This is a genomic window from Rathayibacter sp. AY1B8 (genome assembly GCF_002932775.1).
Taxonomy (GTDB): Bacteria; Actinomycetota; Actinomycetes; order Actinomycetales; family Microbacteriaceae; genus Rathayibacter.
Genome location: NZ_PSWJ01000031.1, coordinates 1 through 24,620 on the forward strand (window position 1 = coordinate 1; position 24,620 = coordinate 24,620).

Here is a 24,620-nt window from a genome sequence, read left to right on the forward strand (position 1 = left end):
GGGCGGGGCTAGGGTCGAGCCGTGAGCAGGATGGGTGAAGTCGCGGCAGGCGGCGGGATGCGCGGAGGGGCGCGCGGCGGGAGGATCTCGAGCAGCGATCCGGACAGCCAGCGGGAGATCAACGCGGCGGCTCCGAAGGTCGACGACCTGCTCCGGCGCATCGCGGGACTCTTCCGCGACCACCACCCCAAGCTCACGCTCACCGTGATCCTCGTTCTCGTCGGCGCCGCCCTCACGGTTGTGCCGCCGCTCCTCACCCAGCTGGCCTTCGACCGCGGGCTCTTCCCGCCCGGCGGACGCCCGAACCTCCCGGTGCTGCTCGAGCTGGTCGGCGTCATGGTGCTGGTCTGGGCGTTCTCGGCGATCCTCGGCGTCTGGCAGACCTACCTCACCGCGACCGTCGGCAACACGGTCATGGGGGAGCTGCGCATCCGCCTCTTCCGCCACCTGCAGGCGATGGAGCTCGGCTTCTTCACCCGCACCCGCACCGGCGTCATCCAGTCGCGCCTCGCCAACGACGTGGGCGGCGTGGCCAACGTGCTCACGAACACCGTCTCGAGCGTGCTGGGCAACACCGTCACCGTGATCGCGGCCGTCGTCGCGATGCTCCTGCTCTCGTGGCAGATGACGATCGTCGCCCTCGTCCTCACTCCGGTGCTCGTCGTGGCCCAGCGCCGCGTCGGCCAGGTGAGGGCGCGCATCGCGACGAAGACGCAGGAGTCGCTGTCCGAGATGACCGCGATCACCCAGGAGACCCTGAGCGTCTCGGGCATCCTCCTGGCCAAGAGCTTCGGCCGCCAGGAGTCGGAGGTGACGCGCTACGCCGACGAGAACGGCCGCCAGATCGAGCTCCAGGTGCGGCAGCAGATGTCCGGCCAGTGGTTCTTCGCGATGGTGCAGATCTTCCTCTCGGTCATCCCCGTGATCGTGTACCTCGTGGCCGCCTGGCTGATCCTCGGCGGCACCACCGTCACCGCCGGGACCGTCGTGGCCTTCACCACCGTGCAGGCGCGCCTGATGTGGCCGCTCCTGGGCCTGATGCGCGTCGCGCTCGACCTGCAGACGGCCGGAGCGCTGTTCGCCCGCATCTTCGAGTACCTGGACCTGCGTCCGGCGATCACGGACAGGGCAGATGCACGCGAGGTCTCGGGCGAGCTCGGCCGGGTCGAGCTCGACGACGTCGTGTTCCGCTACCCCGACCAGGCGGAGGACGCGCGCCCGACGCTCGACCACGTCTCGGTCGCGATCGAGCCGGGCCAGTTCGTCGCCTTCGTCGGTCCCTCCGGCGCGGGCAAGACCACCATCTCGTACCTCGTCCCGCGCCTCTACGACGTGGCCGGGGGAGCGGTGCGCTTCGCCGGTACCGACGTGCGCGAGCTGCGGCAGGAGTCGCTCGTCTCGCACATCGGCATCGTCAGCCAGGAGACCTACCTCTTCCACGCGACGATCGGCGACAACCTCCGCTACGCCCGCCCGGACGCGACGCAGGAGGAGCTGGAGGCGGCCGCCCGCGCCGCGAACATCCACGCGACGATCACGTCGTTCCCCGACGGCTACGACACGCTGGTCGGCGAGCGCGGCTACCGGCTCTCCGGAGGCGAGAAGCAGCGGCTCGCGATCGCGCGCGTCCTGTTGAAGGACCCGGCGGTCCTCATCCTCGACGAGGCGACCAGCGCCCTCGACACCGTCTCGGAGCGGATCGTCCAGACCGCGCTCGACGACGCCGCCCGCGGCCGCACCACCATCGCGATCGCTCACCGGCTCTCGACCATCGTGTCGGCCGACGTCATCCATGTGGTCGAGGGCGGACGGATCGTCGAATCGGGCACCCACCGCGAATTGCTCGGCCTCGGCGGCCTCTACGCCTCGCTCTACGCACAGCAGACGGAGTCGGCCCTCCAGGGCTGAGCCGCGGATCGGCGGCCGGACTTCGCGGGGCTACTCGCAGCCGACGCCGTCTGAGTCGCCGGGCCCCGTGCACGACGTCGGCGGAGAGCACGTGCCCCTCCCGGTGGGGGAGGCGCACCAGTCTCAGCCGATGTCGTGCGCGCCGGAGGCGGTCACTCCACCGGCCGGTCCTCGAGCATCTGCTCCATCAGCGAGATCTCGGCCTCCTGGGCCTTCACGACGGAGGAGGCGAAGTCGGTGGCGACCGTCACGCGGCTCCGGGCGAGCAGCGCCTCGGCCATGTCGATCGCGCCGCGGTGGTGGGCGATCATCAGCTCGAGGAACATCCGGTCGAAGTCGCGGCCCGACGCGCTGCTGAGGGCGGTGATCTGGTCCGGTGTCGCGAGACCGGGCATGCTCGCGGGCACGACGCCGTCCTCGGTCCCCATCCCCATCGACGAGTGCTCGTCGGCGGCTCCGGCCAGGGTCGGCCGGCCCATCCAGGTCATCGAGGGCTCCGGAGCAGCCTGCGGCAGGCCCCACGAGTTCAGCCAGCCGAAGAGCTGCCCGGCCTGCTGCTGCTGGGTGAGCAGGATGTCCTTCGAGACGGTGAGGACCTCGTCGTCGGCGCTGCGCTCGCGGGCGATCATCGCCAGCTCGGCGCCCTGCAGGTGGTGCACCTGCATGTCGCGCGCGAAGCCCGCTTCGGCGCTGGCGCTCGAGGGCGTCGCGGCGGAGGCGAACGGAGCGAGCGCGCCGAAGAGGTAGCCGCCGGCCGCCCCGAGGAGGAGCGCGACCACGGCGACCGCGGCGACGAGGATCCGGCCCCTACTGCTTGCCGGGCGCATCGATCCCTCCGGTGCAGGGGGCGCCGGGCTCCGGAGCGCTCGAGGACTGCCAGAAGCGCTCGACGAAGGCGTCGATGCGGGGGTCCTCGGGCGAGTCGATCGCGACCTGGGCGTCCCAGGCGCTCAGCACGATGGGCGACTCGAGGCCCTCGTAGGGCGAGACGACGGAGTAGGTGTCGGGCATCGCGGCGATCAGCGCGTCGACCTCGCTCTGCGGGAGCTCGGGGTCGTAGGTGGCCCAGACGGCGCCGTGCTCGAGGTCGTGCACCGCGTTCTCGTTCGGGACGGGCTCGTCGTAGACGCCGCAGTTCATCCACACGGCGTTGTGCGGGCCGCCCGCCGGCGGGGTCTGCGGGTAGTCGACGGCGCCGGCGACGTGGGTGGCGTCGTTGTCGAAGGTCTGCAGGCCGTCGATCTCGCGCGCCTCGACGATCTGCTGGTTCCCGAAGACGGTGACCGCGACGATCCCGCCGACAGCGAGGACGGCCAGGGCCGACAGCGACCAGATCCAGATGCGGGAGCCGCGCTTGCGGCGGTCCTGCTCGCGCTTGTAGGCCTCGAGCTTCTCCTGTCGGGCGCGGTTCTTGGCGGACATCGTGTCTTTGGGCACGGCGGCGTCTCTCGTTCTGAGGGCGGAAGGCGCCTGTGGCGGGCGCAGGCGCCTGAGAGGCGCTCTCAGAGGATAACGAGCGAGGCTTCGGATCGGATCAATGCGCGGTCAGGGGGATCTCGATGCGCCCGCGGAGCGGGCCGCTCGATCAGCGGGATGCCCAACGGGCCCGCTCGATCCGCAGGATGCGCCGCCGCTCCGCTCAGGGGGCGAAGGTGAGCCAGAGCAGCAGTCCGTTCAGGACGATGAGGAAGACGGCGGCCAGAGCGGCGGCGAGGGTGGTGAACCAGCGGTTCGTCTGGTCGCCCATCAGGCGGCGGTCGCGGGTCAGGATCACGAGCGGCACGAGCGCGAAGGGGATGCCGAACGACAGGACCACCTGGCTGAGCACCAGCGCGCGCGTCGGGTCGAAGCCGATCGCGAGCACCAGGAGCGCCGGGATCAGCGTGACCAGACGACGGGCGACGAGCGGCACCCGCACCTGGAGCAGACCGTGCATGATCTCGGCCCCCGCGTACGCGCCGACCGAGGTCGAGGCGAGGCCGGAGGCGAGCAGGCCGACGGCGAACAGGGTCGCGACCACCGGGCCGAGCGCCGCTCCGATGGCCGCGTGGGCGCCCTCGAGGCTGTCGGTCCCGGCGACTCCCGCGAGGGAGTGCGCGGCGAGGAGCAGGATCGCGAGGTTCACGGTGCCGGCGATGGCGAGCGCGATCGTCACGTCGATCCGGGTGGCGACCAGGATCCTCCGGCGCGCGCCGACGCCCTCGACGTGGCCGAAGCGGTCGCGGGCGAGCGCGGAGTGGGCGTAGATCGCGTGGGGCATGACGGTCGCGCCGAGGATCGAGGCGGCGAGCAGCACCGACTCCGAGCCCTCGAAGCGCGGCACGAGACCGGCGACGGTCGCGCCCGCGTCCGGCGGATCGACGACCACGCCGACCGTGAAGCCGACGGCGATCAGCACCATCAGCGCCGTGATCACCCGCTCGAACGGCTGCGCCCCGCCCCGCGTCTGCACGAGCAGCAGCACCAGCGAGACCGCGCCGGTGACCACGCCGCCGGCCAGCAGCGGCAGTCCGAAGAGCAGGTTCAGCGCGATCGCGCCGCCGATCACCTCGGCCAGGTCGGTCGCCATCGCGACCGTCTCGGCCTGCAGCCAGTAGGCCCGGCGGCCCCAGCGGCCGCGCAGGCGGTCGCCGAGCAGCTCGGGGAGGCTGCGGCCGGTCATCAGGCCGAGCTTCGCCGAGAGGTACTGGATGAGCCAGGCCATCAGGTTGCCGAGCACCACCACCCAGACCAGGAGGTAGCCGAACCGGGCGCCGGCCGTCATGTTGCTGGCGACGTTGCCCGGGTCGAGGTAGGCGACTCCGGCGACCAGCGCCGGGCCGAGCAGGCGGAGGAGGTGGATGTCGGCCGGACGCCGCGGCGGTGCGGCGATCGGTGAGGTCATTCGGGGTCCGTTCCGGGTCGACGGCGGCGCTCGCGGACCCCCACGATAGGGCACCGGCGCGACCGGCGGCACTCCCCTCCCGAGACCGCTCCCTGTGCCTCCGCCCACCCCCGTCACACGCCGGGAGCCGGTTGCTACGCTGGCGGGATGAGCCTGGATCGCGCCCTTCCCGCACGCCCGGAGACCGGGATGGCCTACGCCGATTCGGTCCTCGACCTCATCGGCGACACCCCGCTGGTGAAGCTGGGCCCGGTCGCGGCGGGCGTGCAGGCGACCGTGCTGGTCAAGGTCGAGTACTTGAACCCCGGCGGCTCGTCGAAGGACCGCATCGCGACCCGCATCATCGACGCCGCCGAGCGCGACGGGCTGCTGAAGCCCGGCGGCACCATCGTGGAGCCGACCAGCGGCAACACCGGCATCGGCCTCGCCCTCGTCGCGCAGCAGCGCGGCTACCGCTGCGTGTTCGTGCTGCCGGACAAGGTGGGGGAGGACAAGCGCAACGTCCTCACCGCCTACGGGGCCGAGATCGTCGTGACGCCGACGGCCGTCGCTCCGGAGGACCCCGCCTCCTACTACTCCGTCTCGGACCGCCTCGCCCGCGAGATCCCCGGCGCCTTCAAGCCCAACCAGTACGCGAACCTCAACGGACCGCTCAGCCACTACGAGACCACGGGCCCCGAGATCTGGCGCGACACCGCCGGCCGGCTCACCCATTTCGTCGCGGGAGTCGGCACGGGCGGCACCATCAGCGGCGTCGGCCGCTACCTCAAGGAGGTGTCGGAGGGCCGCGTGCAGATCGTCGGCGCCGACCCCGAGGGCTCCGTCTACTCGGGCGGCGGCGGTCGCCCGTACCTGACCGAGGGCGTCGGCGAGGACTTCTGGCCGAGCGCGTACGACCCGAGCGTGGTCGACCGGATCATCGCCTCCAGCGACGCCGAGTCGTTCGCGATGACCCGCCGCCTCGCACGCGAGGAGGGGCTGCTCGTCGGCGGATCGAGCGGGCTCGCCGTCTCCGTCGCGCTCAAGGCCGCCGCCGGTCTCGGGCCGGACGACGTGGTCGTCGTGCTCCTGCCGGACGGCGGGCGCGGCTACCTCGGCAAGATCTTCAACGACCGCTGGATGCGCTCCTACGGCTTCCTCGAGATGCGCGACGAGGGCACCGTCCGCGACGTGCTCCGCGCGCGGGCGGCGAGCGGGCAGGCCGACCTCCCGGCGCTCGTGCACGCTCACCCGACCGACACGATCCGCGACGCGATCGGCATCATGACCGAGTACGGCGTCTCGCAGCTCCCGGTGCTGACCGCCGAGCCGCCGGTCGTGATGGGCGAGGTCGTCGGAGCCGTCGACGAGCGCGAGCTGCTCGACCGCGTCTTCGCCGGATCCGCCTCGATGAACGACCCGCTCGGCGACTGCGTGGGCGACGCGCTCGCGCTGATCGGGCTCGGCGAGAGCATCACCGCCGCCCGCGCCGCGCTCACCGAGCACAGCGCCCTCCTCGTCACCGACGAGGGCAAGCCCGTCGCGGTGATCACCCGACAGGACCTCCTCACCTACGCCACGGCCTGACGGCCGCCGCCTCCGCACCTCCGACCCAGGGAGCCCGCACCATGCCCAAGAAGCAGCACTTCGACACCCGCGCCATCCACGCCGGCCAGGAGTTCGATCCGACCACCGGGGCGGTCGTGCCGCCCGTCTACATGACCTCCACGTTCGTCCAGGACGGCATCGGCGGTCTCCGGGGCGGCTACGAGTACGCCCGCTCGGCGAACCCGACGCGCGACTCGCTCCAGGAGCTCATCGCCTCGCTCGAGGGCGCGGACGTCGCCTACTCCTTCTCCTCCGGCCTCGCCGCCGAGGACACCCTGCTGCGCGCCGCCCTCGCGCCCGGCGACCACGTCGTCCTGGGCAACGACGCGTACGGCGGCAGCCACCGCCTGATCGACCGGGTGCACAGCGCCTGGGGCGTGCGCAACACGGCCGTCGACATGTCGAACCTCCGCGAGGTGCAGCGGGCGATCGTCCCCGGCGAGACGAAGATGCTCTGGGTCGAGACCCCGTCGAACCCGCTGATGACCATCAGCGACATCGCCGAGCTCGCCGACCTGGCCCACGCGCACGACCTGATCGTCGTCGTCGACAACACCTTCGCCTCCTCCGCCCTGCAGCAGCCGCTGGCCCTCGGTGCCGACGTGGTCGTGCACTCGACCACGAAGTACCTCGGCGGCCACTCGGACGTCGTCGGCGGCGCGCTCGCCCTGCGCTCGGGGCCGCTGGCCGAGAAGATCGCGTTCCTGCAGTTCGCGGTCGGAGCGATCTCGGGCCCGATGGACGCGTGGCTCACGGTCCGCGGCATCAAGACCCTCGGGGTGCGGATGGAGCGCCACTCCGTCAACGCGCAGGCGGTCGCCGAGTTCCTCGTCGAGCACCCGGCGGTGACGGCCGTGCACTACCCGGGCCTGCCCTCGCACCCCGGCCACGAGCTGGCGAAGCGCCAGATGTCGCGGTTCGGCGGGATGCTCTCGCTCGAGCTCGCGACGCCGCGCGCGGCCCGGAAGTTCGCCGAGTCGACCGAGCTGTTCCAGCTCGCGGAGTCGCTGGGCGGCGTCGAGTCGCTGATCGGCTACCCGAGCGAGATGACGCACGCGTCGGTGAAGGGCACGCCGCTGGAGGTCTCGGAGTCGCTGGTGCGCCTCTCGGTGGGCCTCGAGGACTCGTCCGACCTGATCGCGGACCTGTCGGCGGCGCTGCCGAAGAAGTAGAGGCGGGAACGCCGCCCCGCGGGGCGGCATCTCGATGGTGCGCCCGATCCGGCCCCTGCCAGGATCGGGCGCATGACCTCCTCGCGCCGCTTCGTCGACCTCAGCCACACCGTCGCGGACGGGCTGGTGACCTACCCGGGCCTGCCCGCTCCGCGCATCCGGCCGCACCTCACGCGTGAGGCGTCCCGCGCCTCCTACGCGCCCGGCACCGAGTTCGCGATGGACGTCATCGAGATGATCGGGAACACGGGCACCTACCTCGACAGCCCGTTCCACCGCTACGAGGGCGGAGCCGATCTCGCCGCTCTCCGCCTCGAGACGCTGGTCGATCTGCCTGCCGTCGTGGTCGACGCGACCGGAGCCACCGGACGGGGCATCAGTGCGGACGCGGTCGCGGGACTCGACGTCCGCGGCGCCGCCGTCCTCCTCCGCACCGGCTGGGACGCGCACTTCGCCACGCCCGGGTACGGCAGGGGCGCCCCCTTCCTCAGCGGCGAGGCGGCGGAGGCGCTCGTCGCCGCCGGCGCGGTGCTGGTCGGCATCGACTCGGTGAACATCGACGACACGGAGTCGGGCGGATCGCGGCCCGCGCACTCGGCCCTCCTCGCCGCGGGAGTGCACGTCGTCGAGCACCTCACCGGCCTCGGCGGGCTGCCGGCGACAGGGGCGCGCTTCACCGCCGTGCCGCCGAAGGTGCGGGGCTTCGGGACCTTCCCGGTGCGGGCCTTCGCGGTCGTCGACGAGCCCTGACCGGCGCAGGGCCCCCGGGCGCCTCCGGCTAACCTGGACCGATGCATCCCGCTCTCGCCGCCGTCGGCCGGCGCGTCCGGCCCCGCACGCGCCTCGCGGCGCTGGGCCGTCGTGTCCGCCCCCGCACGCGGCTGCGCTCCGCGGCCCGGGTCGTCCGCTCCGCCCCTCAGCGCCTCTCGGAGCGCCGCGCCGCCGTGATCGCCGCCCGGCCGATCGACCACCCCTCGCCCGCGCTCCGGCGCGAGCTGCTGCTGCTCGACCTGGCCAACCGCTTCTCCCGCCGCTCCGCGGTCGATCCGGCGGGCGAGGTCGTGGTGACGATGACCACGCACGGCGAGCGGCTGCAGCGGGTCCACGTGGCGCTCGAGTCCATCGCCCGCGGCGACGCCCGGCCCGCGCGCCTGGTGCTCTGGCTCGACGACCCGGCCCTGCACGCCGACCTGCCCGCGCCGCTGCGCCGCCTCCGCCGCCGCGGCGTCGAGATCCGCCTGGTCGACGGCTACCGCGTGCACACGAAGTACTACCCGCACCTGCTCTCGGGCCGGGCGGGGGAGCGCGACCTCGTCACCTCCGACGACGACATCGTGTACCCGCGCACCTGGCTGAGGGGCCTGCTCGACGCCCGCTCGCGCTACCCCCGCGAGACCGTGCTCTGCTACCGCGCCCACCGGGTGGGTATCGTCGACGGCGCCGTGGCTCCGTACACGAGCTGGACGCCGGTCGCCGACACGCGCGCGTCGACCGATGTCTTCGGCACCTCCGTCGCCGGGCAGCTGCTGCCCGCCCCGCTCCTCGGCGAGATCGCCGCGCACGGGGAGGCGTTCCGCGAGATCGCCCCGGACGCCGACGACATCTGGCTGCACGTGCGCGCGGTCGACGCCGGTTACCGGATCGCGCAGATCGAGCCCCGGGCCCAGCTGTTCCCGTTCGTGCCGCGGACGCAGCAGTCCGGGCTCTACCTCGTCAACTACTGGGACGGCGGCAATGACCGCCAGGCCCGCGCGGCCTACACGCCCGAGGTGACGGCGCGGATCGCGGCGGACGCCTCCGCGAGAGGGGAGGTGCGGTGATGCGCCTGCTGTTCGTGAGCAACCTCTACCCGCCGCAGGTGCTCGGCGGATACGAGATGACCTGTGCGCGCGTCGCGGAGGCGATGGCGGCCCGCGGCCACACCGTGCGCGTGCTGACCACGCCGACCTACCTGCCGCCGGAGCCCTCGGGCGTCGAGGTGCACCGCACGCTGAGCCTGCGCACCTACTTCCCGCTGCCGCAGACCGGTGGCGAGATCGCTCAGCTGCTGCACCACGAGAGCGCCGTCTCGCGGTTCGAGAACACCCGCATCCTGCTCGAGGAGCTGCGCGACTTCGCGCCGACCCACGTGGTGGCCTTCAACCTGCTCGGGATCGGCGGCCTCGCGCTGATCGACCTGCTGCGGACGGTGGAGGCCCCGTGGATGTTGAACCTCGGCGACCGCATCCCGAACGCCCTGGTCGACGGGCTGCCCGAGCGCGTGCTCCGCGTCTACGGCGCCCAGGCCCCCGACCACTTCGACCGCGGCGAGATCGTCGCGGTCAGCCGCTCCCTCGTCGACGCGATCGAGGCCGGCGGGCTGAGCCTGGGCGAGGTCGAGGTGATCGGGCGCGGAGTGTCCGTTCCCCCCGACACCGCGGAGCCGAGGCGCTACCGCGAGGGCGGGACCACCCGGTTCACGTTCGCCGCGTCGCTCGGCGAGCACAAGGGCGTCGGGCTGGTGCTGGAGGCGGCGGCGTCTCTCGCGGAGGAGACCCGCGACTTCCGCGTGGACCTCTACGGCGACGGAGACGTGGACGGCTGGCGCGCCCGGGCGGACGAGGCGGGCCTGGCCGGCCTGGTCGAGTTCCACGGAGCGACGCCGCACGCCGAGGTGCTCGCCGCGCACGGCCGCGCCGACGCGTTCCTCTTCCCGACCTGGGCCGGAGAGGCGTTCGGCGTCGCGCCGGTCGAGGCGGCCGCGGCGGGCGCCGTGCCGATCGTGACGGCGGCCAGCGGAGTCGCGGAGTTCCTCATCGACGGCGTCGACTGCATCAAGATCACCCGCTCCGCCCCGGCGCTCCTCGAGGCGATGCGGGACGTGGCGAGCGGGGCGGTGGACCTCGAGGCGCTCGGTCGGCGGGGCCGGGCCGCGGCGCGCGGACCGCTCTCGTTCGAGCGCTCCGTCGAGCTGATCGAGGCCTCGCTCGAGCGCCGCTCCCGGCCGGGCCTCGCCGACCGCCTCGCCGACACCACCCTCGAGGCCGACATCATGGACAAGGATCTGCGGGCGATGGACGTGCTCCACCGCCGCTTCTCCGGACGGGACCACGACGATGACCACTGACCACGACTTCCTCCAGGACCCCGGCTCCGCGCCCACCCGGCTCGGCCGCAGCGGCGTCGTGCTCCGCGACGCGGTGCACCGGCTGGTCGCCCCCTGGTTCGAGCAGGCGCGGCTGCGCACGGAGGAGCTGCGCGCCGAGACGGCGGCCCTGCGCGACGAGGTGGCCGGGCTCCGCGGCGAGCTGAGCGCGGTGCAGGGCGACGTCTCCGTGCTGCGCGACGAGTCGGCGGGCCTCCGGGAGGCGCTGGACGAGCTCAGCGCGTCGGTCGCGGCCGCCCGAGCCTCGTCCGAGGCGGCGGGTGCGGCGGCCGCCGAGCAGGCCGCCGACACCGCGGCGGCTCTCGACGAGCGCGTCCGCGGGGCCGAGCTCGAACTGCGGGCGGTCACCCGGCGCCTCGCGGAGGCGCTCGACCGCTGAGGCGGCGAGGCCCGGTTTTCGCGGCGATCAGGCGGGGACCGCCGTCCGCGCGAGCAGCTCGGCGATGCGACCGGTGCAGCCGCCGCAGCCCGTGCCGGCGCGGGTCGCCCGCCCGACGCAGGCGACCGTCCCGTGTCCCGCCGCAGCCGCATCGGTGATCACCGCCGCCGTCACGCCGTTGCACCAGCAGACCGTGGCATCGGGGGCGAACGGATCGCCGGTCGCCGCGGCGCCCGCATCCGGGGCGTCCAGACGCAGGAGGCTCGACCGGTCCGCCGGCAGCTCCGAGCCCCGCTCGAAGAGGAGGCTGAGCTCGGCGCCGACCCGGGGCAGACCCACCGAGACGAACCCGCGCAGCACTCCTCCTGCGGTCACGAGCTTGGCGTAGCCGCCGCGGGCGGGGTCAGCCCACAGCGTCACCTCGAGGTGCTCCTCGCCCGGGCGGTGCGGGTCCCACGGCTCCGGGGCCACGTCGCCTCCTGCCACGAGGTCGACGCCCTCGGCCTTCAGCATCACGACCGCCGGTCGGGCGTCGGGGACGCGCTCCTCGCCGCAGCGGCCCTCCGCCTCCGCCCGGATCCGTGCTGCGAGCCGGTCCGCCTGCTCCCATCCCGGACCGATCAGTCCGCTCGGTCCGCCGGGCACGCGGCCGTCGGGCAGGGCCGAGCCGCGGGGGGCGACGTGCGCGCAGTCGCCGATCGCGAAGACGTCCGGGTCGCTCCAGCTGCGCAGCTGCTCATCGACCAGGATCCCGGTCGAGACGGCGAGCTCCGCGCCCGCGGCCAGCTCGACCCGCGCACCGACACCGCACGAGAGCACCAGCAGATCCCCCTCGATCTGCTTGCCGTCAGCGCAGACGAGCGCCTGGAAGTGCGCACGGCCGCGGTCGTCGTGCGCGAGCAGGACGCTCTCGGACCGGGCGTGTGCCACCATCTCGACGCCGGCCGCGCGGGCGGCCGCGGCCAGCATCCGGCCCCCGCCCGTGTCGAGATTGCGGGCCATCGGGATGTCGCCGTGGAAGACCACCACCACCTGCGCGCCCTGCTCGGCGGCCGCGAGGGCGAACTCGATCCCGAGCACTCCCGCCCCGAGCACGACGAGGCGCGCGCCGGAGCGCACGGACTCGCGGACCACCCGGGCGTCGGCCAGGTCGCGCAGCGCCACCACCCGCTCCGGGAGGGGCCGGGAGCCCGCGTCGAGCGACTCCGGATAGGCGGCGCGCACCGTCCGCTCGCGTCGGGACCGCTCCATCCCGGCGAGGGTCGGCACGTTCGCCCGGGCGCCGGTGGCCAGGACGAGGCGGTCGTAGGGCAGCCGCTCGCCGTCGTGCAGCCGCACGACGTTCCGCGCGCGGTCGATCCCCACGACGGCCGCTCCCAGGCGCAGGACGACGCCCGCCGCCTCCGCCGCCGTCCGGTCGCCGAGGTCGAGGCGCTCGCGGGTCGCCCGGCCGACGGCGTACTCCGCGAGCAGGACACGGTTGTACGGGTCGTCGCTCTCGGCGCCGACCACCGTCAGCGCGACCAGACCGGCCCGCACGGCCGGCAGCAGCTCCTCGACGAAGCGCGAGCCGACGGGGCCATAGCCGATCAGGACGATCCGCTCGGGAGGTGTCTCAGGCATGTGCCGTCCCTTCCGCGCGGACCCAGACCCGCGTGCGCTTGAACTCGGGCATCGACGACACCGGGTCCACGACGGCCTCGGTGAGGAGGTTCGCGCACTGCTCACCCGCGTAGTGGAAGGGCAGGAACACCGTGTCGTGGCGGATGTCCGCGGTGACGCTCGCGCGGGCGCGGACCACGCCGCGCGCGTTCCCGATCGCCACAGGTGCTCCGTCGCGGACGCCGAGCCGGGAGGCGGTCGCCGGGTGGATCTCGAGCCGAGCCTCGGGGCGGGCCGCATCGAGCTCCGCGACCCGCCGGGTCTGGGTGCCCGACTGGTACTGCTGGAGGTAGCGGCCGGTCACGAGGGTCAGCTCCTCGCCGCGGTCCACGACGACGGGGACGGCGGGGATGACGGCGACCAGGCGCGCCCGGCCGTCGGGGTGCCCGAAGCGCTCAGCGAAGAGGCGCGGCGTCCCCGTGCCGCCCGCGGGGTAGGGCCAGTGGGCGGCGATCCCGGTGTCGAGCAGGGCGTGCGAGAGGCCGGAGTAGTCGGCCACGCCTCCCGCGGACGCGCGGGCCAGCTCGTCGAACACCTCCGAGGGGACCGCCGACCAGCTCGAGGGGGCGTCGAGACGGCGCGCCAGCTCGCTCATGATCCAGAGCTCGCTGCGCACTCCTGCCGGCGGGTCGATCGCCCGGCGGCGGCGGAGCACCCGGCCCTCGAGCGAGGTCATCGTGCCCTCCTCCTCCGCCCACTGCGGCACCGGGAGCACCACATCGGCCAGCGCGGCGGTCTCGGAGAGGAAGAAGTCGCAGACGACCAGCGTGTCCAGGGCCTCGAGCCCGGCGCGGACGGCGTCGGCGTCCGGAGCCGAGACGACCACGTTGGAGCCGTGCACCAGCAGGCAGTGCACGGAGCGTCCGAGCTCGGCGAGCAGGGCGGTGGCGGGCAGGCCCGGGCCGGGGATCGATTCGGGCGTCACGTCCCAGACGGCGGCGACGTGGCGCCGCGCCTCCGGATCGCGGATGGAGCGGTACCCCGGGAGCTGATCGGCCTTCTGGCCGTGCTCGCGTCCGCCCTGGCCGTTGCCCTGACCGGTGAGCGTGCCGTACCCCGACCCCTCGCGGCCCACCAGGCCGAGCACGAGAGCGAGGTTGATCGCGGCGGTCGCGGTGTCGGTGCCGTCGACGTGCTGTTCGACCCCGCGGCCGGTCAGCACGAACGACCGCCCCTCGGCGAGCCGGCGCGCCAGGGAGCGGAGGAGCGAGGTCGGCACGCCCGTGACCGCGGAGGTGCGCTCCGGCCACCACGCCGAGACGCTGCGGCGCACCGCCTCGACGCCGGTCGTGCGCGCGGCGAGGTAGGCGGTGTCGGCGAGGCCCTCGGCGAAGACCAGGTGGATCAGCCCGAGCAGGAGCGGCAGATCCGTCCCGGGGGCGGGCTGCAGATGCGTGCCGGCGCCGTCCTCCGTCAGCCGCGCGGTGGCCGAGCGGCGCGGGTCGACGACCACCAGGCCGCCCCGCGAGCGGGCACCGGCGAAGTGGGCGAGCAGCGGCGGCATCGTCGCGGCGACGTTCGAGCCCAGGAGCAGAATCGTGTCGGCGTCGTCGAGGTCGGACACCGGGAACGGCAGTCCGCGATCGACGCCGAAGGCGCGGTTGCCGGCCGCCGCGGCCGAGGACATGCAGAAGCGGCCGTTGTAGTCGATCCGGGAGGTGCCGAGAGCGATCCGAGCGAACTTCCCGAGCTGGTAGGCCTTCTCGTTGGTGAGGCCCCCGCCGCCGAAGACGGCCACCGCGTCGGCGCCGTGCCGCTCCCGGACGCCGCGCACCGCCCCGGCGACCGCGTCGAGCGCCTCCTCCCACGACGCCTCCGCGAGGACGCCGTCGGCGCCGCGCAGCAGCGGGGAGACCAGGCGCTGTCCGCTCGCCAGCAGCTCGGCGGAGGTCCAGCCCTTGGCGCAGAGCCCGCCCCGGTTCGTCGGGAACTCCCTCCCCTCGACCGCCACGGGCACGGGGCCCGCCGCGGGTGTCAGCGTCATCGCGCACTGCAGGGCGCAGTACGGGCAGTGGGAGTCGGTCGGGGCGGGGGCGCTCATCGTCAGATCCGGGTCCCCGTCTTCGCGGCGAGGCGGAGGTAGACGCCGGCCGTGATCGCGAGCATCACCGCGTAGGCGCCGACGAACCAGCCCAGCGCCGTGGTGTAGTCGCCGAACTCGGTCTTGGAGAAGCCGAGCAGCTGGGGGATCACGAAGCCGCCGTAGGCGCCGATCGCCGAGATCAGGCCGAGCGCCGCGGCGGACGTGCGCTGGGCGCCGATGCCGTCGTCGCCGCGCTGGCGGGCGCGGAGGGCGAACACCGTGGGGATCATGCGGTAGGTCGCGCCGTTGCCGATGCCGGCCGCCGAAAAGAGCACGAGGAAGCAGGCGAGGAAGAGCCAGAAGCTGCCGAGCGGCAGTGTCGCGATCACGCCGAGGATCCCGGCGCCCATGGCGACGAAGGCGAGTACCGTGACAGGCGCTCCGCCGAAGCGGTCGGCCAGACGGCCGCCGGAGGGGCGGGACAGCGAGCCCACCAGGGAGCCGAGGAACGCGAGGCCGACCGTCGCCGAGCCGACGGCGAAGCCGGAGAACTCGGGGAAGGTGTCGGCGATCAGCTTCGGGAACACGCCGGCGAATCCGATGAAGGACCCGAAGGTGCCGATGTAGAGCACGGCCAGCAGCCAGAGGTGCGGCTCGCGGAGCGCGGCGAGGGAGGCGGCGACGTCGGACTTCGCGGTCGAGAGGTTGTCCATGCGCTTGGCGGCGCCGATCATCGCCACGACGATCAGGGGGACCCAGAGGAAGCCGGCGATCGGCAGGTTCAGCGTGGCCGCGGCGCCGACGGTGATCGCGATCGGCACGACGAGCTGCGCGACGGAGGCGCCCAGGTTGCCGCCCGCGGCGTTGAGCCCCAGAGCCCAGCCCTTCTGCGCGTGCGGGTAGAAGAAGGTGATGTTCGCCATCGAGCTGGCGAAGTTGCCGCCGCCGAAGCCGGCGAGCGCGGCCACCAGGAGCATGACGCCGAACGGGGTCTCCGGATTCGAGACCGCGATGCCGAGTCCGACGCTCGGGATCAGCAGGAGGCCCGCCGACACGATCGTCCAGTTGCGGCCGCCGAAGCGGGGGACCATGAACGTGTACGGGATCCGCAGGGTGGCGCCGACGAGGCTCGGCATCGAGATGAGCCAGAAGATCTGCCCGGTGTCGAAGGCGAATCCGGCCGCCGGCAGCGAGACGACCACGACCGACCAGAGCTGCCAGACGACGAAGCCGAGGAACTCGGCGAAGATCGACCACCTCAGATTGCGGGCGGCGACGGAGCGTCCCTCCGCCTCCCACTGGGCGGGGTCCTCGGGGTTCCAGCCGTCGATCCAGCGGCCCGGCCGTCGGATGATGCCGGTGGAAGTGGCGGCGGTCGTGGGGGCGGTGGTCGGGGGTGCAGCAGTCATCGTGGTCCTCCGGAGGGTGGGCGGCGCGCGCGAGGGCGCGCTCGGGACGGGGAGGTGGAGCGGTAGTGGTGCGGGGAGGAGGCGTCAGGCGTTGCGCCCGAACAGCTCCGAGACGATGTCGACCAGCTCGCGGGCGGGCGGATCGACGGCGGTGAGGAGGGGAGCGGAGGCGAGGTCGGCCCCCGCGGAGGCGGCCAGGCCGGCGAAGTAGCCGGGCGCGAGCAGGTAGGTGGCGACCACGACGCGCGCGCCGGGGTGGGCGGCGCGCTCGGCGGCGACCGCCTCCGCGATCCGCGGCTCGGCGGCCGAGATGAACGAGGTGCTCACCTCGCGGCCGAGCTCGGCGGCGAGGAGGCGGCCGGTGGTCCAGCAGTCCGCGACGGCACCGGCGTCGCTCGAGCCGGCAGCGGCGAGTACGACGCGGTCGCCGTCGTCGAGCCCTGCCTCGTGGAGCCGGCGGGCGAGCACGCGCGCCAGGCGGGGATCGGGTCCGAGCGCGCCCGAGACCCGCACCGGCCGCTCCGCCTCCGCCGCGGCCTCGGCGAGGTCGACGTGCACGTGGTAGCCGGCCGAGAGCAGCAGCGGCACGACCACCGCCGGCCGGCCCGGCTCGAGAGAGCCCAGGGTCGCGGGGACGTCGGGCTGCTGCACGTCGACGAAGGAGTCGAGCACGTCCAGCGCCGGGTTGGCCCGGCGGACCGCCTCGACCAGCGCGGCGACGGCACGCCTCCCGTCGTCGTCGGAGGTCCCGTGGGACGCGGCGACCAGAGCGGTCCGCTGGGCGACCTCGATCGTGCCGTCGCTCTCGCGCACCTGCCAGGTGGCGAGGTGCAGCTCCGCTCGTGTGAAGCAGGCGCCGGTCTCGAGGTCGAAGACGTCCTTGTGCAGGGGGGAGGCGATCGTGGGCCGCTGCACCCCGTCGACCAGACGCGAGCCGACGATGCCGCGCGAGAGCACGGCCGCGCCGGTCGCGGGGTCGAGGTTCGAGACGGCCCGCACCCGCCCGTCGGGCAGGAGGAACAGGGCGAGCTGCACACCGCCGACCAGGGCGGCCTCGCCCCAGAGCGGCTCGAGGTCGCCGACGGCGCAGACCGGCACCCAGGTGGTGGCGGTCGCGGGGGCGAGCCGATCGAGGAGGGTCATCGCTGCGCCTTCTTCCTGCGGGTGGGCCACCGCATCCGGTCGGACGCGATGAGGCAACGGTAGGGATCGCGCGTTTCGTGCGAGCACGCCTCCGGTGTCACGGGCGTAACGAAGCCCTCACGGCCTGCGGCGCTCGCCGAGAGGCGCGCGTCACACGCTGTAACACCGGGGCAACGGCGGGGAAACGGGCCGTCCCTACGGTGGACGTCATGACTCCTGGAGCGAACCCCGCCGCCCGGCCCCGACGCGTGCTCGTCGTCGGAGCGGGACCCGCCGCGCACCGCCTAATCGACGCGCTCGTCGCCCGGGCCGGCGACCAGGCGCTGGAGATCACCGTCCTCGGCGAGGAGGTGCACCGTCCCTACGACCGCGTCGCACTCTCGAAGCGCCTCGACGGCGAGCACGACCTGACTCTGGGCGACGGCGCTCTGTGGGAGTCGGCGCGGCTGATCACCTCCTCCCGTGTCGTCGCGATCGATCCCGACCGCCTGCGCGTCGAGCTCGCGGACGGCCGCTCCCTCGAGGGCGACGAGATCGTCCTGGCGACGGGCTCCTCCGCCACGGTCCCGCCGATCGAGGGCGCCGAGCACGGCCGCGTCTACCGCACGCTCGAGGACGTGGACGGGCTCGTCGCCGAGCTCGCCGCGTTCCGCGCCCGGCGCGGACGCCCCGCGATCGTGGTCGTGGTCGGCGGCGGTCTGCTCGGCCTCGAGGCGGCGGGAGGCGCGCACCGGCTCGGTGCGCGCACCGCCCTCGTCCACTCCGGCCGCTGGCTGATGAGCGCGCAGCTCGACGAGGGCGCCGGGCAGGCCCTCGGCCGCATCATCTCGGCGCAGGGGATCGCGCTGCACCTCGGCAACCGGCCCACCGCGATCCTCACCTCGCCGACGGGGACGGTGCTCGGCGTCGCGCTGACCGACGGCAGCAGCATCAGCGCCGATCTCGTGGTCTTCTCCATCGGGATCACGGCGCGCGACGAGCTCGCCCGAGCGGTCGGGATCGAGGTCGCACCGCGCGGAGGCGTGGTCGTCGACGAGGCCTGCCGCACCAGCCGGGCGGGAGTCTGGGCCATCGGCGAGGTCGCCGCGATCGAAGGCCGCACCGTCGGGCTCGTCGCACCCGCCAACGCGATGGCGGAGGTTGTCGCCGACCGGATCCTCGGCGGCGACGCGACCTTCCCGGGGGTCGACGACGCCACCAAGCTCAAGCTCTCGGGCGTGGAGGTCGCCAGCTTCGGCGACGCCCTCGGCACCACGGAGGGAGCGCTCGAGGTCGTCTACGCCGATCCGGCCCGCGGTCTCTACCAGAAGGTCGTCGTCTCGGACGATGCGCGCACGCTGCTCGGCGGGATGTTCGTCGGCGACGCGGGCCCCTACTCCTCCCTCCGCCCGCTGCTGGGGCGCGAGCTGCCGGCCGAGCCCGGCGCCTACCTCGCGGCGGCGGGGGCGGAGGCGCCCTCGGGCGACCTTCCGGACGACGCCCAGGTCTGCTCGTGCAACAACGTCTCGGTCGGCGAGGTCCGTCACGCGATCGGCGAGGGGTGCACCGAGCTGGGGCCGCTCAAGGCCTGCACCCGCGCGGGCACCCAGTGCGGATCGTGCGTGCCCCTGGTGAAGAAGCTGCTCGACACGGAGCTGATCCGTGCGGGCGTCGAGGTCTCCCGCGCCCTCTGCGAGCACGTGGCGCTCAGCCGCAGCGAGCTGTTCGAGTCGGTCCGCATCCTCGGGCTGCACTCGGCCGAGCAGGTGATGGAGCGCTTCGGCTCCGGGCTGGGCTGCGACGTCTGCAAGCCGGTGATCGCCTCCGTCCTCGCCACCCAGACGAACGCCTACATCCTCGACGGCGGCCAGGCGCCGCTGCAGGACACCAACGACCGCGCCCTGGCCAACATGCAGAAGGACGGCACCTACTCCGTCGTCCCGCGGATCCCCGGGGGCGAGATCACGCCGGCGAAGCTCAAGGTGATCGCCGAGGTCGCCGAGCAGTACGGCCTCTACACCAAGATCACCGGCGGGCAGCGGATCGACATGTTCGGCGCCCGCCTCGAGCAGCTGCCCGAGATCTGGCGCCTCCTCGTCGACGCCGGCTTCGAGTCGGGTCAGGCGTACGGCAAGTCGCTGCGCACGGTCAAGTCGTGCGTCGGATCGACCTGGTGCCGCTTCGGAGTCCAGGACGCGGTCGGGATGGCGGTCTTCCTCGAGGAGCGGTACCGGGGTCTCCGCTCGCCGCACAAGTTCAAGCTCGGGGTCAGCGGCTGCGCCCGCGAGTGCGCCGAGGCGCGGGGGAAGGACATCGGCGTCATCGCGAGCGACCTCGGCTGGAACCTCTACGTCGGCGGCAACGGCGGCTACCAGCCGGCGCACGCCCAGCTGCTCGCGCAGGACCTCGACGACGAGACCCTGGTGCGCTACATCGACCGCTACGTCATGTACTACGTGCGGACGGCCGAGCGGCTCCAGCGGACCGCACGCTGGCAGGAGGAGCTCCCCGGCGGACTCGAGCACGTGCGCGAGGTGGTCTGCGAGGACTCGCTCGGCATCGCCGCCGAGCTGGAGGCCGCCATGGCCACGCACGTCGACACCTACGTCGACGAGTGGGCGGCGACCCTCGCCGATCCCGACCGGCTCCGCCGCTTCCGCTCCTTCGTGAACGCCCCGGACACTGCGGATCCGCGCGTCGCGACCGTGCGCGAGCGCGGGCAGGTCCGGCCCGCCGGCCGGGACGAGAGACCGGACGGACCCGTGCTGGTCGCGGGGCCGAGGATCCCCGTCGGTCCGGCCGGGATCGGATCGGACTCGTGATGCAGCTCTCCCTCGACCTCGCCGGACGCCGCGTGCTCGTGATCGGCACCGCCTCCGGGACCCGCCGCGTGCTCGCCCGCTACCGAGCCGCCGGCGCACTCGTCGAGCGGCACGAGGCGGAGGACGCGCTCACCCCGGCGCCCCCGGCCCTGATCGTGTGGGTGGAGGGGCCGGCGCCGCTCCGAGCAGCGGCGGCCGAGCTCTGCCCCTGGATCGTCGACGAGGCCCCCGCGCCGACCCGGCCGGTCGGGCACGTCAGCATCGTCGGCGGCGGCCCCGGCGATCCGGATCTGATGACCCTCGCCGCCCGCCGCGCCCTCCGCGACGCGGACGTGGTGCTCTACGACCGGCTCGGTCCGCACGAGGGCCTGGCCGAGTGGGCGCCCGGCGCCGAGCTGATCGACGTCGGCAAGACGCCGGGTCATCATGCGGTGCCGCAGCACGAGATCGAGCGGCTGATGATCGAGCGGGCCCTCGCGGGTCTGGACGTCGTGCGCCTGAAGGGCGGCGATCCGTTCGTGTTCGGCCGCGGGTCGGAGGAGGTGCGCGCGTGCCGGCTCGCCGGCGTCGGCTCCACGGTCGTCCCCGGAGTGACCAGCGCGATCTCGGTGCCCGCCGCCGCCGGGATCCCGGTCACCCACCGCGAGGTCAGCAGGGCCTTCACCGTGGTCTCGGGCCATGCGCCGTTCAGCGAGCAGGAGCTCGGCCATCTGGCCGGGCTGGGCGGGACGATCGTGGTGCTGATGGGCGTGAACACCCTCCCGCACCTCGTCGCCGGGCTGCAGCGCGCCGGGATGCGCGCCGACACGCCCCTCGCGATCGTCGAGCGGGGCTGGTCTCGCGACCAGCGCACGACGGTCTCGTCGGTCGGCGGAGTGCTCGGCCTGCTCGCCGAGCTGGCACCGCGCTCGCCCGCCGTGATCGTCATCGGCGAGGTGGTCCGGCAGGCCGCGTGCCATGATGCGGGGGACCCCGAGAGCATCGCCCGAGCGGTCGATGCACTGACCGCGTGAGACCCCGAGGGGGCCGAGCATGACTGGCACCGATCCCGACGCCGCCGTGGGGTTCCGACCCGACCAGCTGGACGGCTTCCGCATCGGGGTCACCTCCGACCGCCGCTCCGAGGACCTGATCGCCGCGTTCGAGCGCCGCGGTGCCGCCGTCACGCACGCCCCCACCATCCGCATGCGCGGCGTCGACACCGAGGGCGCGCTCGAGGAGGAGACCCGCGCCATCGTCGCCGCCCGTCCCGACGTGCTCCTCGCCACCACCTCCTACGGCCTGCGGCGCTGGCTCGAGGCCGCGGACGCCGCGGGGATCGAGCTGGCCGACGCGCTGTCCTCCGCGCGGATCCTCGTCCGCGGACCCAAGGCGCGCGGAGCGATCCGTGCGGCGGGTCTCGACGACCACGGGATGAGCGAGCGCGAGACGACCACCTCCCTCGTCGACCTGGCCCTGCGCGAGGGCGTCGCCGGCCGCACGATCGCGGTGCAGCTGCACGGATTCACCGACCCGGCTCAGCTGCAGCGTCTCCGCGACGCCGGCGCCCGGGTGCTCACGGCCGCGCCCTACCGCTGGAGCGTGCACGAGGACTCCGCCCGGGTGCTGCGGCTGATCGACGCGGTCTGCGGAGGGGGCATCGACGCCGTCACCTTCACCAGCGCGCCGGCGGTGGAGGCGCTCTTCACGGTCGCGGAGGCCGCGGGCCGCCTCGACGACCTCCAGGCGGCCTTCCGCGAGACGGTGGTCGCCGCCGCCGTGGGCCCCGTGACCGCAGCACCCCTGGTCGAGGCAGGGATCCTCCCGGTCGTGCCGGACCGGTTCCGGATGGGCGCGCTCATCCGCCTGACCTGCGAGCACCTCGAGCAGGCGTCGCCCCGCATCGAGACGGCCTTCGGCACTCTCGAGCTCCGAGGCCGGCACGCCGTCCTGGCCGGGACCCGGGTGGCGCTGACCCCGGTCGCGCTCGCGCTGTTCCGGACTCTCGTCGCCGCCGAGGGCGCGACCGTCGCGCGTCACGTCCTCGCGGCCTCCGCGCCGGAGGCTCTCGACGACCACGCGGTCGACGTCGCTGTCAGCCGCCTCCGTCAGGCCCTCCCCGAACCGCGGCTCGTGGCGACGGTGATCAAGCGCGGCTACCGGCTCGCGACCCCGCTCTGAGCGGCGGCGCGGTGCCACACTGAGCGCGTGGGCAGGCTGAGGGTCGTCGTCGCGCCCGACTCCTTCAAGGGGTCGGCGAGCGCGGTCGAGGTCGCGCGGGCGATCGCCGAGGGCTGGAGCGCTGCGCGCCCGGGGGACGAGATCGTCCACGCGCCGATGGCCGACGGAGGAGAGGGCACGGTCGAGGCCGTCGCACTCGCGGTCCCGGGGTCGCTTCGGCGGCCGGTCGTCGTCCCCGGCCCGGACGACCGGCCGGTCCGCGCCTGGTGGCTGCTGCTCCCCGACGGGACAGCCGTCGTCGAGCTCGCCTCCACGAGCGGCATCACGCTGCTCGACCCGCTCCGTCCGCTCACCGCGCACACGCGCGGCTTCGGCCGCGCGATCGCCGCCGCCCTCGACGCGGGGGCGCACGCCCTGCTGCTGGCGATCGGCGGCAGCGCCTCGACCGACGGCGGAGTCGGAGCGCTCCGCGAGCTCGGCGCACGCTTCTCCACCGCCTCCGGCCGCGACCTCGGCGAGGGAGGCGGTGCGCTGCCCGCGCTCGCCGCCGCCGACCTCCGCGCGCTGCGTCCTCTGCCGCCCGGAGGCGCGGTCGTGCTCAGCGACGTCGCGACCCCGCTGCTCGGCGACTCCGGGGCGGCCCGCGTCTACGGACCGCAGAAGGGGGCCGGCCCCGAGGACGTCCTCCTCCTCGAGAGCGGCCTCCGCCGTCTCGCCACGCACCTGGACGCGGATCCCGACGCGCCGGGCTCCGGGGCGGCGGGCGGGACGGGCTTCGGGCTGCTCGCCTGGGGCGCGCGCCCGACCTCCGGCGCCGGCGCCGTCGGACGGGCGATCGGGCTCCCGGCGCTCCTCACGGGCGCGGACGTCGTCATCACGGGGGAGGGGCGCTTCGACGCGCAGTCCGCCGCGGGCAAGGTCCCGGTGCACGTCCTCGCGCTCGCCGAGGCGGCCGGGGCGCGGACACTCCTCGTCGCCGGGGCGATCGCGGCGCCGACTCCCGGCTTCACCGCTGCGGTGTCGCTGACGGAGGCGGCGGGCTCCTCGTCCGCGGCCCTCGCGGACCCGTTCCCGCACCTGCGCGCCGTCGCCCGGGAGTGGGCCGCGCAGCTCCTCTGACCGTTCGCGGTGTCGGTGGTCGGGCGTACCGTCCGGGCATGCCCCGAGATGCGATCCGACCACCACATCTTGTGGTCGAGCCGCCGCGCGGACCCCACCGGTCGGGCATGCCGACACGCCGTGGCGCGTTGTACACAGTGAACGGGATCCTTCTGTCCACACCTGTGGATGGTTCGTCCGGATCCGCGTCCTTCCGCGGTTCCACGGGCTCCGGCCTGTGGATGAACGGGGGAGGAGCCGGTGGATAACTACACGGCTGTAACTACTACGTCTAGTGGGCTGACACCGGCCCGCCCCCTATATGTAGTATTGCTGAGCAGGTCGGAGCGAGAGCCCCACCGGCACCCAGAACTCACCCGGACCACCCTCCGACCCCGCCCGCATCGCGAGCCGCCGGTCGGGGAGCGGCACCGGGACACCCCCTCCGAAAGGCGACACCCATGGCTGTGACGGTCTACACCAAGCCCTCCTGCGTCCAGTGCACCGCGACGTACCGCGCCCTCGACAGCAAGGGCATCGACTACGAGGTGTTCGACCTCTCCGTGGACGAGAAGGCCCTCGAGGCCGTCAAGGCCCTCGGCTACCTCCAGGCGCCGGTCGTCATCACGGACGACGACCACTGGTCCGGCTTCCGCCCCGACAAGATCGCGACCCTCTGAGGCGCACGGACGGCGATCCGCGACGTCGTCGGCGGGCGCCGTAGCGCCGCTGCGGCTTCCTCCTCCGCCTTGCGGCTCACCGCGCAGCCGCCTCGGAGGCGGGACCGAGAACAGCAGCTGACGGGGAGAGGGGCCGAAGGATGAGCGGGCTCGTGTACTTCTCCAGCAGCTCGGGGAACACGCACCGGTTCATCGAGAAGCTCGGACGGCCGGCGCAGCGCATCCCGCTCCACGCCCGCCGCGACGGAGCCGCCCTCGACACGCTCCACGTCCACGAGCCGTACGTGCTCGTCCTCCCCACCTACGGCGGCGGCAACGGCGGAGGAGCGGTCCCCAAGCAGGTCATCCGGTTCCTCAACGATCCGTGCAACCGCTCCCTGATCCGCGGCGTCATCGGCGCCGGCAACACGAACTTCGGCGAGGCGTACTGCCTCGCCGGCGACATCATCGCCCGCAAGTGCGAGGTGCTGCACCTCTATCGATTCGAAGTATTCGGAACACCCGACGACGTCCGCGCCGTCGACGAAGGATTGGACACGTTTTGGACGCAGCAGTGATCGACGCTCCCC

20 protein-coding genes are annotated in these 24,620 nt (G+C 73.8%); 13 read left to right on the plus strand and 7 right to left on the minus strand.

The genetic code is table 11. The annotated features are described in order from the left end of the window. Nucleotides 1-30 precede the first annotated feature (30 nt). Nucleotides 31-1,908, plus strand: a complete 1,878-nt coding sequence (locus tag C5C63_RS14750; protein WP_104326344.1) for an ABC transporter ATP-binding protein — start codon at nucleotides 31-33, stop codon at nucleotides 1,906-1,908. Nucleotides 1,909-2,060: 152 nt separating this feature from the next. Here the strand turns inward: C5C63_RS14750 and C5C63_RS14755 are convergent, their stop codons facing one another. From C5C63_RS14755 to C5C63_RS14765, 3 genes are all read right to left on the minus strand, one after another. After that, nucleotides 2,061-2,735: a DUF305 domain-containing protein gene (locus C5C63_RS14755; protein WP_104261751.1), complete on the minus strand. Its 675-nt coding sequence runs from the start codon at nucleotides 2,733-2,735 to the stop codon at nucleotides 2,061-2,063. Continuing rightward, the gene (locus C5C63_RS14760) at nucleotides 2,716-3,345 is read right to left on the minus strand and encodes a DUF3105 domain-containing protein (protein ID WP_244230507.1); all 630 of its coding nucleotides are present in this window, start codon (nucleotides 3,343-3,345) and stop codon (nucleotides 2,716-2,718) included. The genes C5C63_RS14755 and C5C63_RS14760 overlap by 20 nt, the downstream gene beginning before the upstream one ends. 202 nt (nucleotides 3,346-3,547) lie before the next feature. Next, nucleotides 3,548-4,792 (minus strand): Nramp family divalent metal transporter, encoded by a 1,245-nt coding sequence (locus C5C63_RS14765; RefSeq protein WP_104227179.1) that lies wholly within the window; start codon nucleotides 4,790-4,792, stop codon nucleotides 3,548-3,550. 189 nt (nucleotides 4,793-4,981) lie between these two features. Between C5C63_RS14765 and C5C63_RS14770 the strand changes: the two genes are divergently transcribed. From C5C63_RS14770 to C5C63_RS14795, 6 genes are all read left to right on the plus strand, one after another. Further along, nucleotides 4,982-6,358, plus strand: a complete 1,377-nt coding sequence (locus C5C63_RS14770; RefSeq protein ID WP_104234473.1) for a cystathionine beta-synthase — start codon at nucleotides 4,982-4,984, stop codon at nucleotides 6,356-6,358. A 41-nt stretch (nucleotides 6,359-6,399) separates the two neighbouring features. Continuing rightward, nucleotides 6,400-7,551 carry a cystathionine gamma-synthase gene (locus tag C5C63_RS14775; protein WP_104224345.1) on the plus strand — a complete coding sequence of 384 codons (1,152 nt, stop codon included), beginning with the start codon at nucleotides 6,400-6,402 and terminating at the stop codon, nucleotides 7,549-7,551. 72 nt (nucleotides 7,552-7,623) lie between these two features. Next, entirely contained in the window at nucleotides 7,624-8,301 is a 678-nt protein-coding gene (locus C5C63_RS14780; protein ID WP_104247709.1) for a cyclase family protein, read from the plus strand. A 41-nt stretch (nucleotides 8,302-8,342) separates the two neighbouring features. Next, nucleotides 8,343-9,371, plus strand: a complete 1,029-nt coding sequence (locus C5C63_RS14785) for a glycosyltransferase (RefSeq protein WP_104326345.1) — start codon at nucleotides 8,343-8,345, stop codon at nucleotides 9,369-9,371. Further along, nucleotides 9,371-10,657 carry a glycosyltransferase gene (locus C5C63_RS14790; protein WP_104326346.1) on the plus strand — a complete coding sequence of 429 codons (1,287 nt, stop codon included), beginning with the start codon at nucleotides 9,371-9,373 and terminating at the stop codon, nucleotides 10,655-10,657. Before C5C63_RS14785 ends, C5C63_RS14790 begins: the two co-directional genes overlap by 1 nt. Then, complete coding sequence (locus C5C63_RS14795) at nucleotides 10,647-11,075, plus strand: hypothetical protein (RefSeq protein WP_104326347.1); 429 nt, start codon at nucleotides 10,647-10,649, stop codon at nucleotides 11,073-11,075. Before C5C63_RS14790 ends, C5C63_RS14795 begins: the two co-directional genes overlap by 11 nt. 27 nt (nucleotides 11,076-11,102) lie before the next feature. Here C5C63_RS14795 and C5C63_RS14800 read toward each other — a convergent pair whose 3' ends face one another. The 4 genes from C5C63_RS14800 to nirD all read right to left on the minus strand — a co-directional run bounded on the left by C5C63_RS14800 (nucleotide 11,103) and on the right by nirD (nucleotide 17,312). Further along, nucleotides 11,103-12,698: an NAD(P)/FAD-dependent oxidoreductase gene (locus tag C5C63_RS14800; protein ID WP_104326348.1), complete on the minus strand. Its 1,596-nt coding sequence runs from the start codon at nucleotides 12,696-12,698 to the stop codon at nucleotides 11,103-11,105. After that, nucleotides 12,691-14,778 carry a molybdopterin oxidoreductase family protein gene (locus C5C63_RS14805; protein ID WP_104326349.1) on the minus strand — a complete coding sequence of 696 codons (2,088 nt, stop codon included), beginning with the start codon at nucleotides 14,776-14,778 and terminating at the stop codon, nucleotides 12,691-12,693. The genes C5C63_RS14800 and C5C63_RS14805 overlap by 8 nt, the downstream gene beginning before the upstream one ends. 2 nt (nucleotides 14,779-14,780) lie before the next feature. Then, nucleotides 14,781-16,169 (minus strand): MFS transporter, encoded by a 1,389-nt coding sequence (locus C5C63_RS14810; RefSeq protein WP_104326350.1) that lies wholly within the window; start codon nucleotides 16,167-16,169, stop codon nucleotides 14,781-14,783. A gap of 84 nt (nucleotides 16,170-16,253) precedes the next feature. Then, the gene (gene nirD / locus C5C63_RS14815) at nucleotides 16,254-17,312 is read right to left on the minus strand and encodes a nitrite reductase small subunit NirD (protein ID WP_104224353.1); all 1,059 of its coding nucleotides are present in this window, start codon (nucleotides 17,310-17,312) and stop codon (nucleotides 16,254-16,256) included. Between the two features lie 209 nt (nucleotides 17,313-17,521). On the opposite strand from nirD, the gene nirB reads away from it, so the two are divergent. The 6 genes from nirB to nrdI all read left to right on the plus strand — a co-directional run bounded on the left by nirB (nucleotide 17,522) and on the right by nrdI (nucleotide 24,608). Beyond that, nucleotides 17,522-20,113, plus strand: a complete 2,592-nt coding sequence (nirB, locus tag C5C63_RS14820; RefSeq protein ID WP_104326351.1) for a nitrite reductase large subunit NirB — start codon at nucleotides 17,522-17,524, stop codon at nucleotides 20,111-20,113. Further along, the gene (cobA, locus tag C5C63_RS14825; RefSeq protein ID WP_104227191.1) at nucleotides 20,113-21,126 is read left to right on the plus strand and encodes a uroporphyrinogen-III C-methyltransferase; all 1,014 of its coding nucleotides are present in this window, start codon (nucleotides 20,113-20,115) and stop codon (nucleotides 21,124-21,126) included. The genes nirB and cobA overlap by 1 nt, the downstream gene beginning before the upstream one ends. A 19-nt stretch (nucleotides 21,127-21,145) precedes the next feature. Continuing rightward, nucleotides 21,146-22,273 carry a uroporphyrinogen-III synthase gene (locus tag C5C63_RS14830; protein ID WP_104238252.1) on the plus strand — a complete coding sequence of 376 codons (1,128 nt, stop codon included), beginning with the start codon at nucleotides 21,146-21,148 and terminating at the stop codon, nucleotides 22,271-22,273. A 36-nt stretch (nucleotides 22,274-22,309) separates the two neighbouring features. Continuing rightward, nucleotides 22,310-23,392, plus strand: coding sequence for a glycerate kinase (locus tag C5C63_RS14835; protein WP_219815308.1), 1,083 nt, complete (start codon nucleotides 22,310-22,312; stop codon nucleotides 23,390-23,392). Between the two features lie 440 nt (nucleotides 23,393-23,832). After that, a complete protein-coding gene (gene nrdH, locus C5C63_RS14840) occupies nucleotides 23,833-24,051 on the plus strand; it encodes a glutaredoxin-like protein NrdH (protein WP_068255139.1) in 219 nt (72 codons plus the stop codon). A gap of 140 nt (nucleotides 24,052-24,191) precedes the next feature. Next, nucleotides 24,192-24,608 carry a class Ib ribonucleoside-diphosphate reductase assembly flavoprotein NrdI gene (nrdI, locus tag C5C63_RS14845; protein WP_104326353.1) on the plus strand — a complete coding sequence of 139 codons (417 nt, stop codon included), beginning with the start codon at nucleotides 24,192-24,194 and terminating at the stop codon, nucleotides 24,606-24,608. The last annotated feature ends 12 nt before the right edge of the window (nucleotides 24,609-24,620 follow it).